12 protein-coding genes and 1 pseudogene are annotated in these 13,949 nt (G+C 38.1%); 10 read left to right on the top strand and 3 right to left on the bottom strand.

Translation table 11 applies throughout. From position 1 onward, the window contains the following. Positions 1-33 precede the first annotated feature (33 nt). From AAHI02_RS14395 to AAHI02_RS14360, 8 genes and pseudogenes are all read left to right on the top strand, one after another. Positions 34-2,025, top strand: coding sequence for a T9SS type B sorting domain-containing protein (locus AAHI02_RS14395; RefSeq protein ID WP_346983834.1), 1,992 nt, complete (start codon positions 34-36; stop codon positions 2,023-2,025). Positions 2,026-2,352: 327 nt separating this feature from the next. Then, entirely contained in the window at positions 2,353-2,970 is a 618-nt protein-coding gene (locus AAHI02_RS14390) for an NAD(P)H-dependent oxidoreductase (protein WP_346983833.1), read from the top strand. A gap of 40 nt (positions 2,971-3,010) precedes the next feature. After that, positions 3,011-4,582, top strand: a complete 1,572-nt coding sequence (gene nadB / locus AAHI02_RS14385) for an L-aspartate oxidase (protein WP_346983832.1) — start codon at positions 3,011-3,013, stop codon at positions 4,580-4,582. 12 nt (positions 4,583-4,594) lie between these two features. Further along, positions 4,595-5,456 (top strand): annotated as a pseudogene (nadC, locus tag AAHI02_RS14380) (carboxylating nicotinate-nucleotide diphosphorylase). Between the two features lie 209 nt (positions 5,457-5,665). Then, positions 5,666-8,230 (top strand): TonB-dependent receptor, encoded by a 2,565-nt coding sequence (locus tag AAHI02_RS14375; protein ID WP_346983831.1) that lies wholly within the window; start codon positions 5,666-5,668, stop codon positions 8,228-8,230. Between the two features lie 86 nt (positions 8,231-8,316). Beyond that, positions 8,317-8,757: a hypothetical protein gene (locus AAHI02_RS14370; protein ID WP_042720158.1), complete on the top strand. Its 441-nt coding sequence runs from the start codon at positions 8,317-8,319 to the stop codon at positions 8,755-8,757. A 33-nt stretch (positions 8,758-8,790) separates the two neighbouring features. Beyond that, complete coding sequence (locus AAHI02_RS14365) at positions 8,791-9,783, top strand: aspartate-semialdehyde dehydrogenase (RefSeq protein ID WP_346983830.1); 993 nt, start codon at positions 8,791-8,793, stop codon at positions 9,781-9,783. Between the two features lie 54 nt (positions 9,784-9,837). Next, on the top strand, positions 9,838-10,836 hold the full coding sequence (locus AAHI02_RS14360; protein ID WP_346983829.1) for a cation diffusion facilitator family transporter: 999 nt from the start codon (positions 9,838-9,840) through the stop codon (positions 10,834-10,836). 12 nt (positions 10,837-10,848) lie between these two features. Here the strand turns inward: AAHI02_RS14360 and AAHI02_RS14355 are convergent, their stop codons facing one another. From AAHI02_RS14355 to xrtF, 3 genes are all read right to left on the bottom strand, one after another. Then, positions 10,849-11,211, bottom strand: coding sequence for a helix-turn-helix transcriptional regulator (locus AAHI02_RS14355; protein ID WP_346983828.1), 363 nt, complete (start codon positions 11,209-11,211; stop codon positions 10,849-10,851). A gap of 204 nt (positions 11,212-11,415) precedes the next feature. Beyond that, positions 11,416-11,853, bottom strand: a complete 438-nt coding sequence (locus AAHI02_RS14350) for an exosortase F system-associated protein (protein WP_346983827.1) — start codon at positions 11,851-11,853, stop codon at positions 11,416-11,418. Then, positions 11,850-12,371: an exosortase family protein XrtF gene (xrtF, locus tag AAHI02_RS14345; protein ID WP_346983826.1), complete on the bottom strand. Its 522-nt coding sequence runs from the start codon at positions 12,369-12,371 to the stop codon at positions 11,850-11,852. The genes AAHI02_RS14350 and xrtF overlap by 4 nt, the downstream gene beginning before the upstream one ends. Before the next feature lie 48 nt (positions 12,372-12,419). Here xrtF and AAHI02_RS14340 point away from each other — a divergent pair, with 48 nt between their 5' ends. Next, on the top strand, positions 12,420-13,439 hold the full coding sequence (locus AAHI02_RS14340) for a phosphotransferase (RefSeq protein ID WP_346983825.1): 1,020 nt from the start codon (positions 12,420-12,422) through the stop codon (positions 13,437-13,439). 43 nt (positions 13,440-13,482) lie between these two features. Beyond that, positions 13,483-13,890 (top strand): RNase adapter RapZ, encoded by a 408-nt coding sequence (locus tag AAHI02_RS14335; RefSeq protein ID WP_346983824.1) that lies wholly within the window; start codon positions 13,483-13,485, stop codon positions 13,888-13,890. Positions 13,891-13,949: the final 59 nt, after the last annotated feature.

The following is a 13,949-nucleotide window of genomic DNA, read 5'->3' as shown; positions in this document are numbered from 1 at the left end:
ATTTACAAACCATAAACTAATACACTTTAATATATGAAGAAAAACTATCTTTTTTTATTTTTCATTTTTGTACTTTCATTTTACAACAAGGCTTTTTCACAAACCTACCAGCTCGCAGGAAGTCCTGTGAATACCACAGGCTGGACAATGGTTGCGCCCACCGTAGTGAATACAGATTTTGTACAGCTGACGCCGGACACCAACAACCAATCCGGATCGATACGTCTCAACGACCCTATCAACCTGAAATACTGCGACAAATGGAGAGTAGAGTTTGATTTCAGAATGGATTCTAATCAGACTGCCAATGGTGATGGTATTGCTTTCTGGTATCTTGCTAATCCGCCAGTTGCCAGTGTACTGGGTTCAGGTCTTGGAGTATCTCAGAATGCAGTAGGCTTTATCGTAGGTTTTGACACCTACAACAATACCACGACTGCTGTAATGAGTAAAGTACATGTTGCGTACGGACAGGTAGCCAACACAACGGATAATAACAATGTTGAGTTCTTCAATACTCCGGGAAGCTCTTTCCACTCGCCGGATATGAATACCACGCTTCCTTTTCAGGGAACAACGTACAAGCATGTTGAGGTAACTGCAGAGGTAGATCCTGCTGCACCGGCAAACTGGATTGTAAAAATTACGATCAACGGAAATGTGATCTGTAATCAATCTTTTGCCCCATCGGGAACTGCTGCAGCAATGACGGTAGGCTATTTCGGGTTCTCAGCTTCTACCGGAGGAAACAGATCAAGACATTCTATTAAAAATGTAAAAGTTTTTGTGGATAAGATTCCTCTGCTTCAGACAGCGATCACCAAAAATATCTGTCCGGATGTTACAGGAATGTCAACGATCGATTTAACAACATTAAATTCTCAGCTTACCGCAACACCAAGTAATTACAATTTCTCCTATTATGTAACAGGAAGCGGAACGCCGATTGCCAATCCTACTAATTTCCAGTACAGCACGGATACCAATATTTCCGTGGTAATCAAGGATCCCACTTCGGTATTGTGTGATAATAATGATGCTACGGTTTCTCTGAAGGTAGCACCTACCGTTACAACAACGGACGCAACTCTAAGAACATGCTTCCTGGAGACCAATCCTTCCACCGGACATTTTGATCTTACCACTGCTCAGGTGATAGGTATATCCGGGGTTACTAAAAACTATTATCCTTCTTTGACGGATGCTCAGAATCAAACGAATGAAATTCCGAATCCTAATAATTACATTGCTCCCAATGGAGTTATTTATATCAGGGTAAGTAATAGTTTCGGATGTTTTGATATTGCCAAAGTAACATTGGAAGTGATTCCACCTGTTTTCTCTACGGTGCTTGAGGATAAGATCATTTGTATGGAAAGCACAACGACTCTGGATGCCGGACCTGGATTTACGGCCTACGAATGGAGTACCGGCGCCAATACCAGAATGATTTCTAACGTAGGAGTTGGTACCTATTGGGTAAAACTGAAAACAGGAAACTGTGTGGCGACGCAGGAGGTAAAGGTGTATGCTTCGGAACAGCCGGTTATTTCCAATGTCGATATATCTAATAATGTGGTTACGGTATATACAATAGGAGGAACTGCCCCTTACAAATATTCTATAGATGGAGTCAACTGGCAGGATTCTAATGAATTTAAGAATATACCGAGAGGAGATTTAAAAATTTATGTAAAAGATGCATACGACTGTCAGCCAATCGATATCACGGTAGTCGTTCCGAATATCATCAATGTGATTACCCCCAACGGAGACGGTGTTAATGACGGAATTGATTATTCGGCGCTGGCAGGGAAACAGAATCTTATATTTAATGTTTTCGACCGATATGGAGCAATGATCCACAAAGCGGATAAATCCAACCGATACAGATGGGACGGAACCATGGGCGGAAGAAAAGTTCCTACAGGAAGCTACTGGTATTCAGTTTCCTGGAATGAAAATGATAAGAAAAATACTCCTGTAAAATACTCAGGATGGGTATTGGTTAAAAACAGGGATTAATAACTAATATATTATTCGAACTTTCGGCGGCCTTTCAGGCCGCCGAAAGTTTTTTATAGCATTTAATTACCTTATACAACGATTGCATCGGTGCATGCAAGAGGTATGTTAGGGAGCTTGTAAGGATCTTGCAAGGTGGCTTGCAAGGTAATTACTAAGCGGCATCTCCTTACGGTACTAAGTGACATTCACTTACGAACCACACAATAGATTAGAAAAAAAATGTTCTTTCGCCGTTACGAATATTGCCTAAAATATCAATTATTCATGCTAATAATTAATAAAGATATTCTCAGTTAATTCAAGCCCAATGCTTAAATTTGTCATATGAATTATTTGGAAGCTTTAAGCAGAAGATATTCTGTGAAAAAATTTAATACCGAAATTATCCCCGGGGAAACATTGAACAACATTCTGGAATCCGGGAAATTATCGGCAAGCTCTATGGGTCTTCAGCCTTACAAAATCATTGTGGTAGAAAGTAAGGAAATGAAGGAAAAACTAATTCCGGCATTTTATAATCCGTCACAGATTTCCACCTGTTCGCATCTGATCGTTATTATTTCAAAGAAAACACTGGATGAAAGCTACATCAACGGATATTTCAGACATATTTCAGAAGTAAGAGAGACGCCTGCAGATAAACTTGATCCCTTCAGAAACAGCATCAATCAGCATATTAATCAAAAAACTCAGGATGAAATTTTCAACTGGGCAGAAAAACAGTCTTACATCGTGTTGGCCAACTTAATGTACGCTGCCGCTATTGAAAGTGTAGATACATGCCCGATGGAAGGCTTCCGCCAGAATCTTATCGAAGAGGTTTTAGACATAAATCCTGACGAAGAAAAAGTAACCGTAACCCTCGCTTTAGGCTACCGCTCGGAAGAAGATCATTTCCAGCACATGAAAAAAAGTAAGAAAACCAAACGAAAAATTGTTTAAATTTATTTAATTATTTAGACGATTGTCTTAAACTAAGGATATGATAAAAGCGGATGTATTAGTAATCGGTTCCGGGATTTCGGGACTTTCTTATGCCATTAAAGTTTCTGAGCAGCTTCCCGATGCCAAAATAATTATCGTAACAAAATCTGACGAAGATGAAAGCAATACCAAATACGCACAAGGCGGTCTTGCAGTGGTTACGGATTCTAAAAATGATAATTTCGATAAACATATTGAAGATACCATGCGTGCCGGAGACGGTGAAAATAAACGCGATGTTGTAAAAATGGTAGTAACCGAAGCTCCTGCAAGATTCAACGAAATTGTGGAATGGGGTGCCAACTTCGACATGAAAAACGGCGAATTTGCTTTAGGCAGAGAAGGCGGGCACACAGAAAACCGGATCGTACATCACAAAGATATCACAGGTTTCGAGATTGAAAGAGCCTTGCTGGAAACAGCCAATAGGAGTGAAAATATAGAAATCCTCGACCATCATTATGTTATTGACATCATCACCCAGCACCACGTTCCTGGAAAAGAATTGAACGAAGGAGACATCCACTGTTATGGTGCTTATATCTTAGATGAAAAGTCTAAAAAAATTAAAAAAATTACCTCAAAGATAACCTTGGTAGCTACAGGAGGTGCCGGACATGTTTATAAAAATACCACCAATCCTACGATTGCAACAGGAGACGGAATCGCTTTCGTTGCCAGAGCAAAAGGAAAAGTGTCGAATATGCAGTATTACCAATTCCATCCGACCGCTTTATACAGCAAAATCGACGGAATGCTGTTCCTGATTTCAGAAGCCGTACGTGGAGACGGGGCAAAATTAAGAACGAAAAGAGGTGAAAAGTTCATGTATAAATATGATGAGCGTGAAGAGCTGGCCTCCAGAGATATCGTCGCAAGAGCTATTGACGCCGAAATGAAAATCACTGGTGATGAATACGTAGGACTTGACTGTCGCGAGATGGATCATAAAAAATTCCTCGAGCATTTCCCCAATATTTATAAAAAATGTAGAGATGAAGGAATTGACCCTTTTACCCAGCTGATTCCCGTAGTTCCGGCATGCCATTATCTCATGGGCGGCATTGAAGTCGACAAAGACGGACAATCTTCCATCAGAAATCTTTTTGCCGTAGGAGAATGTACCAATTCAGGACTTCACGGAGCTAATCGACTGGCTTCAAATTCATTACTGGAAGGTTTGGTTTTCGGACATAATGCCGCTATGAAAACAGTTAATTTATTAAACGAAAACAATTTTAATTTTGATGATCTGAAAGCTGTCCCGGAATGGAATGAAGAAGGCATGAAAATCATGGATGAAATGGTAATCGTTTCTTATCTGAGAAAACAGCTTCAGGAAATGATGAGCGACCTTGTAGGAATCGTAAGAAGCAACCGCCGTTTGAATATGGCGCTTCAGAAACATCAGGAAATCGCCGCCGCTGTGAATGAAATCTACCACTACTCCATTCTTTCACCACAACTTTCGGAACTGAGAAATTTAACAACCGTCGCTCACCTCATCATTACCCAATCGATGGAGATGAAGGAGAATAAAGGAGCATTCTATAATAAAGATTTAGCTTAAGCATCACAAAATATGAAAAGACCCGCATACGTTACGGATAAAGCTTTAAAACACTTCATCAAAAATTCTTTGGAAGAAGATATTCAGGATGGAGATCATTCTACCCTTTCCACCATTCCGAAAGATCTTGAACAAAGCGCAAAACTTCTGGTAAAGCAGGATTGTATTTTGGCGGGCGTTGAACTCGCTAAAATTATATTTAAAACTTTTGATAAAAACCTGAAGGTAGAAACTTTTGTGAAAGATGGCGATGCCGTGAAAGTAGGAGACATTGCATTTATTGTTACCGGAAGCGCTAGATCTATCCTGTCAACAGAAAGGCTTGTCCTCAACTGTATGCAAAGAATGAGTGGAATTGCAACTCTTACCTATGACTGGGATTCCCGGCTGATAGGCACTAAGACCAAGCTTTTAGACACCAGAAAAACAACCCCGAATTTCAGGATCTGTGAAAAATGGGCCGTAGCCATCGGCGGTGGCACTAATCACCGATATGGTCTTTACGACATGATCATGCTGAAAGATAATCACATTGACTACAACGGAAGCATTACCAATGCTGTAAAAATGGCTAAGGATTATATCAAAAAGAATAAAAAAGAAACTGAAGATCGAGGTGGAAACCAGAAATCTTGAAGAAGTACAAGAAGCCATTAAAGCAAAAGTAGACAGAATCATGCTTGACAATATGGATGTGAAAACAATGAAGCAAGCAGTGAAAATGGTAAATGGCTCATGTGAAACAGAAGCATCAGGCGGAATTACGCGTGAGCAACTCAAGGAAATTGCTTCTACAGGCGTTACTTACATCTCCGCGGGCGCATTGACACATTCCGCAGAAAATATGGATCTCAGCCTTAAAGCGGTGAAATAACGTTAAACTTTTAATAAAAACAAAGGCTTTTTGTTAAAAATTCAATAATGTGATTTTTTTCATATGAAATACCAATTATTATTCAACACATTGTAAATCAGAAAAGTAATACTTATTAAGATCGAGTAAAAATTAACATACAGTTAATATTAGTTAAAATTTATTTTACCAATTTTGCAGAAAATTAAATCTAACTATTACTAACGATTATGAAATTAATCAACAAATCAATACTAACTGTAGCGATCACGCTATCTACGGCTAGTGTTTATTACGCTCAAGAGGTTAAGGACACTGCAGCAAAATCCAAAGACATTGAAGAGGTAATTCTAAGAGGTGTTACGGATATCGCTAAAGATAGAAAGACGCCGGTTGCAGTATCTACCATTAAAGCTGCACAGATTCTTGAAAGACAAGGTAACCAGGAACTTGTTGAATTACTAAATACGACACCATCGGTTTACGCTACAAAAGGTGGAGGAGGTTTTGGAGACTCCCAGCTTTCAATACGAGGTTTCGAAAGTAAGAATATCGCAGTAATGGTTAACGGTATGCCTGTAAATGACATGGAGAGTGGAACAGTTTATTTCTCTAACTGGACAGGTCTCTCTGATGTTACCAGCACAATGCAAGTACAAAGAGGTCTCGGATCTTCGAAATTGGCAATCGCATCTGTAGGAGGTACACTAAACTTCCTTACTCGTTCTGCAGACATGAAGAAAGGCGGAGTGGTGAGATTGGGAATTGGTAATGATGATTATTTAAAAACTTCATTTGCCTATAATACGGGTAAATCACAAAATGGATGGGCAACTTCATTCTTAATGTCAAGACAAGCTGGTGGCACATACGTTGAAAATACAGATTACGAATCATATACCTATTTCTTTGCTTTAGGTTATCAGCCAAATGAGAAGCATAATTTACAGTTTATGATAACGTCTTCTCCACAATGGCATGATCAGAGATCTTACGCTCCAACAATTGGAAATTATATAAAGTTCAACCCGGATCACGATAATACTCCTTACAGACAATATAACTCAGATTTTGGATACTATACTGATTCAAACGGAAATAAGGTAGCTGTTGCAAATGCAATGAATTACTATGCCAAGCCAGTAATGATGTTGAACTGGGATTGGACAATAAGTGATAAATCTACATTAAGTACTGTAGCCTACATGTCTAATGGACGTGGAGGTGGAGCAAGAAACTTAGGTGGAATTGCAGGAAAAGGAATGAGTACATTCTACGATAACATGGGCCATTACAATTATGACCAAATATTCGCGGGTAATGCTGCTATAAATCCTGTAACAGCTCCTGCTAATAGTACTTTAATACGATCAGCGAGTGTTAATTCGCACAACTGGTATGGTATCTTAATGAACTTCCAACATAAAATTAATGAAAACTGGAACTTCTCAGTAGGTACTGATGACAGATATTACTATGGTTATCATTATCAGGTGCTTTCAGATCTCTATGGAGCTTCAGGATATAAAGATAACGCGAACAAAAACGCTCCTAACAGACTTGTTACAAGAGAATACGACTATAAAAAACTTACTTGGAACCCTTTCGGAGGCTCTACTGCACCAATGGATGAAAGACTTTCATTCAGTAATGATGGTGAAGTGCTTTGGTATAGCGGCTTTGGACAGATAGAATATTCTAATGAACAACTTTCTGCCTTTGTACAAGGATCCGTTTCTAACCAAGGATACCAAAGAATTGATGACTTTGTACTTCCTGGATCAACTCAGCAAGGACAAACTATTGACAGAAAGACAGGATTTAAAAATCTTTTTGGTTTTAATATTAAAGGAGGGGCCAACTACAATTTAGATAGTAACAATAACGTATTTGCTAACATTGGTTATTACAGTAAACAACCTTTAATGAGTGCTGTATATCCAAGCAATCAGCAGGTAGTTAATCCTAACTTGACAAATGAAAAAATCTTTTCAGTTGAATTAGGATATGGTTTCAAAACTGGTGATTTTAACGCAAAGGTAAATTTATATAGAACTGAATGGAAAGACAGATTCTATAGAAGAGGTAATATCGCAAATATCGACGGAAATGGCAACACAGGTTATTCAGAGGTTAGCGGAATTACTCAACTTCACCAAGGAGTAGAACTCGAAGCAAACTATAGATTAAACCAATTCGTAGAATTTAACGGAATGTTTTCTTGGGGAGATTATCAATATAAAGGAAATGCAACAGGCTCTAATTTCTTAGATGACAATACTCCGGTTGCAATTAACGGAAATAATACTTCAACTTTATATTTAGATAAGGTGAAAGTTGGTGGTAGCAGTAATAATAGTATTCCTCAAATGACTGCATCTTTAGGAACAACAGTTACTCCGGTTAAATTCCTAAAAGTATATGGAACTTGGCAATATACAGGAAAAATTTACTCAACACTTAACGTTGCTGATTTCCTAAGTCCTGGCAATGAAGCTCTCGAGTTACCTAATTTTAATTTATTTAATGTTGGTGCATCTTATAAGATTCCTTTGAAGAACCAAAATCAGTATTTCACCGTTGGTGTTAATGTTTATAACCTGCTTGATACAACTTATATTCAAGATGGTGCTACAAATATTAAGGCAACTGATAAGATCACATCAAATAGCGATCCAGACAAAGGAAAAACTTATGAGGAAGCGGGAAGAACTTACAAGGGTCTTGCTGATGCAAACAGAGTATTCTTCGGATTCGGAAGAACTTGGTCTACAACATTATCTTTCAACTTCTAATAAACATTAGATTTTATACATATCAATCCCGGCTTTTCGCCGGGATTTTTGTTATATTTGTGTCCTAGAAAAGAAAAAATAGAATTATGGATTTTTACAAAATTTTTCTTAGTGCCCACAAAGGATTTGGGTATTTGGAATTGGTTTTAGTGGCATTATTTATTATTGCTCTTTTAACCGTCATGTTTGGCTTTAGTGGTAAAGTAAACAAGTTCCTTAAGAAGACCACACTCTTCACAATGATTTTCTTTCATGTTCAGTTCTTAGTAGGAATATGCTTGTTACTGATCTTCTCACCAGGCTTTAAAGCTGCATTGGATTCAGGAACTTTAATGAGTGACTCATATTCAAGATTCCAGTATGTAGAACATCCTTTTTCTATGCTGATCGCTGCCGTTTTAATGACGATTATCAACAAAAAAGTAAAAACCAACCCTACCATTTCTTTAGGCGTTGTGATTATGGGATTGATCGCAGCAGGTTTATTCGCATTCGCGTTCCCTTGGGCAAGAGTCTTCGGGGCATAAATATATTAACGTAAACAATTTTTAATTAAATCAATGAAAGTAGCTGTAGTAGGTTCAACAGGAATGGTTGGACAAGTTATGCTTAAAGTTCTCGAGGAGAGAAACTTCCCTGTCACAGAATTAATCCCGGTAGCATCCGAAAAATCTGTTGGTAAGAAGGTGAAGTATAAACAGGAAGAATTTACGATTGTAAGCATGAAAGACGCTATAGCTGCCAAACCTGATATTGCCATTTTCTCAGCCGGAGGGGCCACTTCACTGGAGTTTGCTCCCCTGTTTGCAGAAGCCGGCACTACCGTGATCGACAATTCTTCCGCATGGAGAATGGATCCTGATAAAAAACTGGTCGTTCCGGAAATTAATGCCCATGTGCTGACAAAAGAAGATAAGATCATCGCCAACCCGAATTGTTCCACAATTCAGCTGGTAATGGTTTTAGGGCCTTTAAATAAGAAATACGATCTGAAAAGAGTAATTGTCTCTACTTATCAATCCGTTACAGGTACCGGAAAAGCTGCCGTAGATCAGCTGAATTCCGAAATTACAGGAGATGAGACTATCGCAAAAGTTTATCCTTATCAGATCTTTAAGAATGCACTTCCTCACTGTGATGTTTTTGCAGATGACGATTATACTAAAGAAGAGATTAAACTGATGAAAGAACCTAAGAAAATTTTAGGGGACGACACATTTAACCTTACAGCAACTGCGGTGAGAGTTCCTGTTCAGGGTGGTCACTCGGAAAGTGTAAACATCGAGTTTGAAAACGAATTCGATCTTGACGAAGTAAGAAAGATCTTATCTGAAACTCCCGGAGTCGTGGTGATGGATAACGTTAAAAACAACGAATATCCTATGCCGCTGTATTCCGAAGGTAAAGACGAAGTTTTCGTCGGAAGGATAAGACGGGATCTTTCACAGCCCAAGACCCTGAATCTCTGGATTGTGGCAGACAACCTGCGAAAGGGAGCCGCAACCAACGCAGTACAGATCGCAGAATATCTTGCAGCCAACAACTTAGTTTAAACTAACAAAATACAAAAGAGTCTCAGAATTGAGATTCTTTTTTTTATCAAACCTATGAACATTCAGAAAAATAATAATACAGATAAATTAGCCTTTCAAAAGCTTATTGCTGCATTTGGAATTATTCTCTTTATCGGAAAAATCGTTGCCTGGAAACTCACAAATTCGGATGCTGTATTTTCCGATGCTATGGAAAGTATCGTCAATGTCATCAGCGCATTTATGGGATTGTATTCGCTATATCTTGCGGCCAAACCCAGAGACGAAGATCATCCGTACGGACATGGAAAAGTGGAATTCGTAACCTCCGGAATCGAAGGCGCCTTAATTGCCATTGCCGGACTCATGATCATGTACGAAGGAGTCCACAGCCTGATTATCGGGAAAGTTTTAAACAAACTCGATCTCGGGATCTGGATTATTGCCGCAACTGCCATTATCAATTATCTTTTAGGGTATATCTCCATTAAAAAAGGTAAAGCAGAAAATTCTTTAGTATTGATATCATCGGGGAAACATCTTCAATCCGATACTTTTACAACACTCGGTGTTGTTGTCAGTTTGATTGTGGTGTATTTTACTAAAATTTACTGGCTGGATTCTGTTGTTGCCTTAGGATTTGGGGGATATATTATTGTGGTGGGATACAAAATCGTCCGAAAATCTTTAAGCGGAATTATGGATGAGCAGGACCCCGAACTTTTAAATCAGATCATCAGAGTGTTGGAAGAAAACCGCCGCACAGAATGGATCGATGTTCACAACATGAAGATCCAGCAGTTTGGGGCGCATCTTCATATCGACGCTCATATTACACTTCCATGGTATTACAGTCTCCGTGATGCCCATAATGAAATGGAAAAGATGATCATTCTTCTTGTTAACAACATTGATAGAACCATAGAGTTTAATTTTCATATGGACGACTGCAGACCAATCTCCTGCTCTATCTGCCAGATCGCCGACTGCCCCGTACGGGAAAATGATTTTGTAAAAAGAATAACCTGGACACCCGAGAATGTAACCTGCGTGGATAAACACACCGCAGAATAAAGTATAGCAATTTTATTCTTTAATTCCCAAGGCTCTTTTATAAATGCCTATTTCTTTTTGAAGGTCAGCAATCAGCTTGTTTTTTTCATCCAGCTCTTTGATAATCTTAGATTCAGGATTGAGGTGCAAATCTTGTGGATAATAATCGGTAATCTCGGTGAGAAAATCATACTCCATGGCAATTCCCAGATTCCAGAGAATCCCGAACTGCAGCGAAGGCTGTTTGAAATAATTGGCGAGAGAAGAAGGACTGATCGTCATCCGTCTTGCCACTTCAGCCTGGCTGAGCTTTTTATCCCGCATCACCTTCTTTACCAATTGTCCTATATGAGGATGCGGATGACTGCTTTTCCGAAGATATGTTCTATTCATCATAATATTATTTTTTTAAATGGTTGGGGTTATAAACAGGTCGATTGGCGTTGCAGATCCCTCGCTATACGTCTTAGATATATCCGTTGACGTGTAACATATATAAAGACACGTCTTAAATACATCAGTCTACGTTTTATAATAAACCAAATACGTCTAACACAGATAATTGTATATCTTAAACGTATAGGAATGGGTCTTAAACGTCTAAATATCATTCTCAGACGTATATCGACGGTAATAAAACATCGGGATAATAAGCAAAAGAATCAGTGGCTGTATCACAAACCTTCTCATATAGAAAGAAAAGAGGTATCCGACCTCAAACTGAGTGTAGATACAGTAAACGTAAATCGGAAAGGTGATGCCGAAAATGATCAGCATTAAAACAGCACCCTGAGCCGTCCATTTTCTATTTTTAAACCAAAAATGAATCACCACACAGGAAAAGAAAAGATTTACAATAAACCTGAAAAGATAATTTACAATCAATTCTCCCCACTCGAATTCGGGAAAAGCCATATTCTTGTCGGCTTCATGAAAGTAATGGAGAAAGGGATCATAGAAAATATGGTCTTCCAGAACTCTTACACCGATAAGACCTGAAATTCCTGCAATGACGAGCAACCAGTTGAGAATTTTCATTTTTTTAAAGCAAAGAATTTAATCCATATTAACCAAAGTACTACTACCGTTCCGTAAATAACGGCCGGAAAGATAAAATCATGAGCCATTTTGCCGTATTGCTCGTAATCAGTCATCACGATATTGAGCCCAACAATTCTAAAAACATTCATCACATATAATAAAAAGAGACCCGAAAATACAAAAATGAATGTTTTTTTACCTTTATAAAAAGCAAAAACAAAAGAAGCAAAGAGGATCATCACGGATATCGCATTACACCCTTCCACCATTCTGGTAGCGTAAATATTTTTTACCTTGAAATATATCTGTTGTCCTTTTATATCATTATAAAGACTTGTAGGATATCCCATAAAATTCTGAAGATCCTTTACCTTTTCCGCAATACAACGAGAAAACGGATCTAACCCTAGCTGCGCAAAACTATTTAAATAAAATTGATATGATAAAAGCAGCACGACATATACAATAATGAAGCGCAGCAAAATACTCAAAACCGGTTTAAAATCCTTTAACATATTACAAAGATAGAAATTAGACCGTAATTTACTATATTTGTTTCATCTATGAATTCTGAAAACGCTAAACGATTTTTTGAAAACAATACAGGAAAAAAATCTTCTGAGTTTATCACTTTAGCTCAAAGCGGTTCTGCGAGGGTGAATTTTCTGGCCATCGCCGGAGATGAAAAATATATCGTCACTTACAACGAAAATATCCGGGAAAACGAAAGTTTTTTATATTATTCACAGGTATTTTCAGAGCTAAAGCTCAGCACACCAAAGATCTTTGCCGTTTCAGAAGACCGGAGAATGTACATTCAGGAGTTCCTGGGAGAGCATACACTTTCTGATTTTATTGCTGCAGAGGGGCTGTCGGGAAATGTAAAAACTTTAGTAAAGCAGACGTTAGAAAAGCTTTATCAGCTTCAGGTTCTTACCCAAAACAAGATTGATTTTGAAAATACTTTTGAATATGAAGCTTATGATGAGCTTCCGGTGATTCATGATCTTTATTATTTTAAAAATTTCGTGGCAGATATTCTCGAGCTGGAATATCATAAATCTTCCCTACTGAAAGAGTTTAAAAAGATCGCCACACTCATTGAAAATCTTCAGCCCAAAGGTTTGATGATACGGGATTTTCAGTCAAGGAATATTATGGTTGATGAAAAAGGTTCGGTTTCATTCATTGATTACCAATCTGCGATAAAAGGCCCTTTGATGTATGACGTAATTTCTTTTCTTTTTCAGGCTAAAGCCAATTTCCCGGAAGATTTTAAACATGAAATGCTGGAATATTACATTCAACAGTTTGATAATGATGAAAAAAAACTTCAACTAAGACAATCGGTAAAGCCGCTTCAGATGATGAGATTCCTGCAGGTTTTGGGAGCTTATGGTTTCAGGGGCCTGATTCAGAGAAAGCCGCATTTTATGGCAAGTCTGGAGCAGGGAATCAAAAACATCACAGAATTCGCTGAAACTTGGGATGATATGAAACATTATCCCGAGCTTAAAAGAGTAATTGAACAATTGAATATGGATAGTACGAATTTGAAAATTGAGGAAATTTTGAACCATTAAGATTTTGTTTAAGAAGTTAATGGTTTAATAAAATATAAATAAAATGCTACACATCGACATACACAGTTTTTCGTACAAGAAGGGAGGAATTCCTAAGGACACAACAGGAAACGGAGGCGGATTTACATTCGACTGCCGCGGCATCCTGAATCCCGGAAGAGTGGAAGAATATAAAATTCAGACCGGAAACGACATCGGTGTTCAGGAATATCTGGAAACAAAAACCGATATGCCTAAATTTTTAGAGCTTATCAAAAGCCTGATCTCTATTAATATCGACAATTACCTGGAAAGAGGTTTTGAAAATCTTCAGATCAATTTCGGATGTACGGGCGGACAGCACAGATCGGTATATTCTGCAATAAAAATCGCTCATTTCATTGAGGAGAAATATGGTGATAAAGTGGAGATCAGCCTTCATCATGATGAGCAGCATCAACTTAATTCATAAATGATAAGCGATAATTTATAAATGATTATTAAACGCTTTGAAAATTATCAATCATCACT

Origin of the sequence: Chryseobacterium sp. POE27 (genome assembly GCF_039727685.1) — a bacterium.
In the GTDB taxonomy this organism is placed as follows: Bacteria; Bacteroidota; Bacteroidia; order Flavobacteriales; family Weeksellaceae; genus Chryseobacterium.
The sequence above is the reverse complement of the archived record's forward strand: the minus strand, read 5'-3'. Positions and strand labels throughout refer to the sequence as shown.

Bases quoted from the DNA above. Each gene is read 5' to 3' on its own strand.
- AAHI02_RS14390 (WP_346983833.1), top strand. From the start codon at position 2,353: ATGAATTATTTGGAAGCTTTAAGCAGAAGATATTCTGTGAAAAAATTT.
- xrtF (WP_346983826.1), bottom strand. From the start codon at position 12,371: ATGTTAAAGGATTTTAAACCGGTTTTGAGTATTTTGCTGCGCTTCATT.
- AAHI02_RS14370 (WP_042720158.1), top strand. From the start codon at position 8,317: ATGGATTTTTACAAAATTTTTCTTAGTGCCCACAAAGGATTTGGGTAT.
- AAHI02_RS14365 (WP_346983830.1), top strand. From the start codon at position 8,791: ATGAAAGTAGCTGTAGTAGGTTCAACAGGAATGGTTGGACAAGTTATG.
- AAHI02_RS14375 (WP_346983831.1), top strand. From the start codon at position 5,666: ATGAAATTAATCAACAAATCAATACTAACTGTAGCGATCACGCTATCT.
- AAHI02_RS14335 (WP_346983824.1), top strand. From the start codon at position 13,483: ATGCTACACATCGACATACACAGTTTTTCGTACAAGAAGGGAGGAATT.
- AAHI02_RS14350 (WP_346983827.1), bottom strand. From the start codon at position 11,853: ATGAAAATTCTCAACTGGTTGCTCGTCATTGCAGGAATTTCAGGTCTT.
- AAHI02_RS14395 (WP_346983834.1), top strand. From the start codon at position 34: ATGAAGAAAAACTATCTTTTTTTATTTTTCATTTTTGTACTTTCATTT.
- AAHI02_RS14355 (WP_346983828.1), bottom strand. From the start codon at position 11,211: ATGATGAATAGAACATATCTTCGGAAAAGCAGTCATCCGCATCCTCAT.
- AAHI02_RS14360 (WP_346983829.1), top strand. From the start codon at position 9,838: ATGAACATTCAGAAAAATAATAATACAGATAAATTAGCCTTTCAAAAG.
- AAHI02_RS14340 (WP_346983825.1), top strand. From the start codon at position 12,420: ATGAATTCTGAAAACGCTAAACGATTTTTTGAAAACAATACAGGAAAA.
- nadB (WP_346983832.1), top strand. From the start codon at position 3,011: ATGATAAAAGCGGATGTATTAGTAATCGGTTCCGGGATTTCGGGACTT.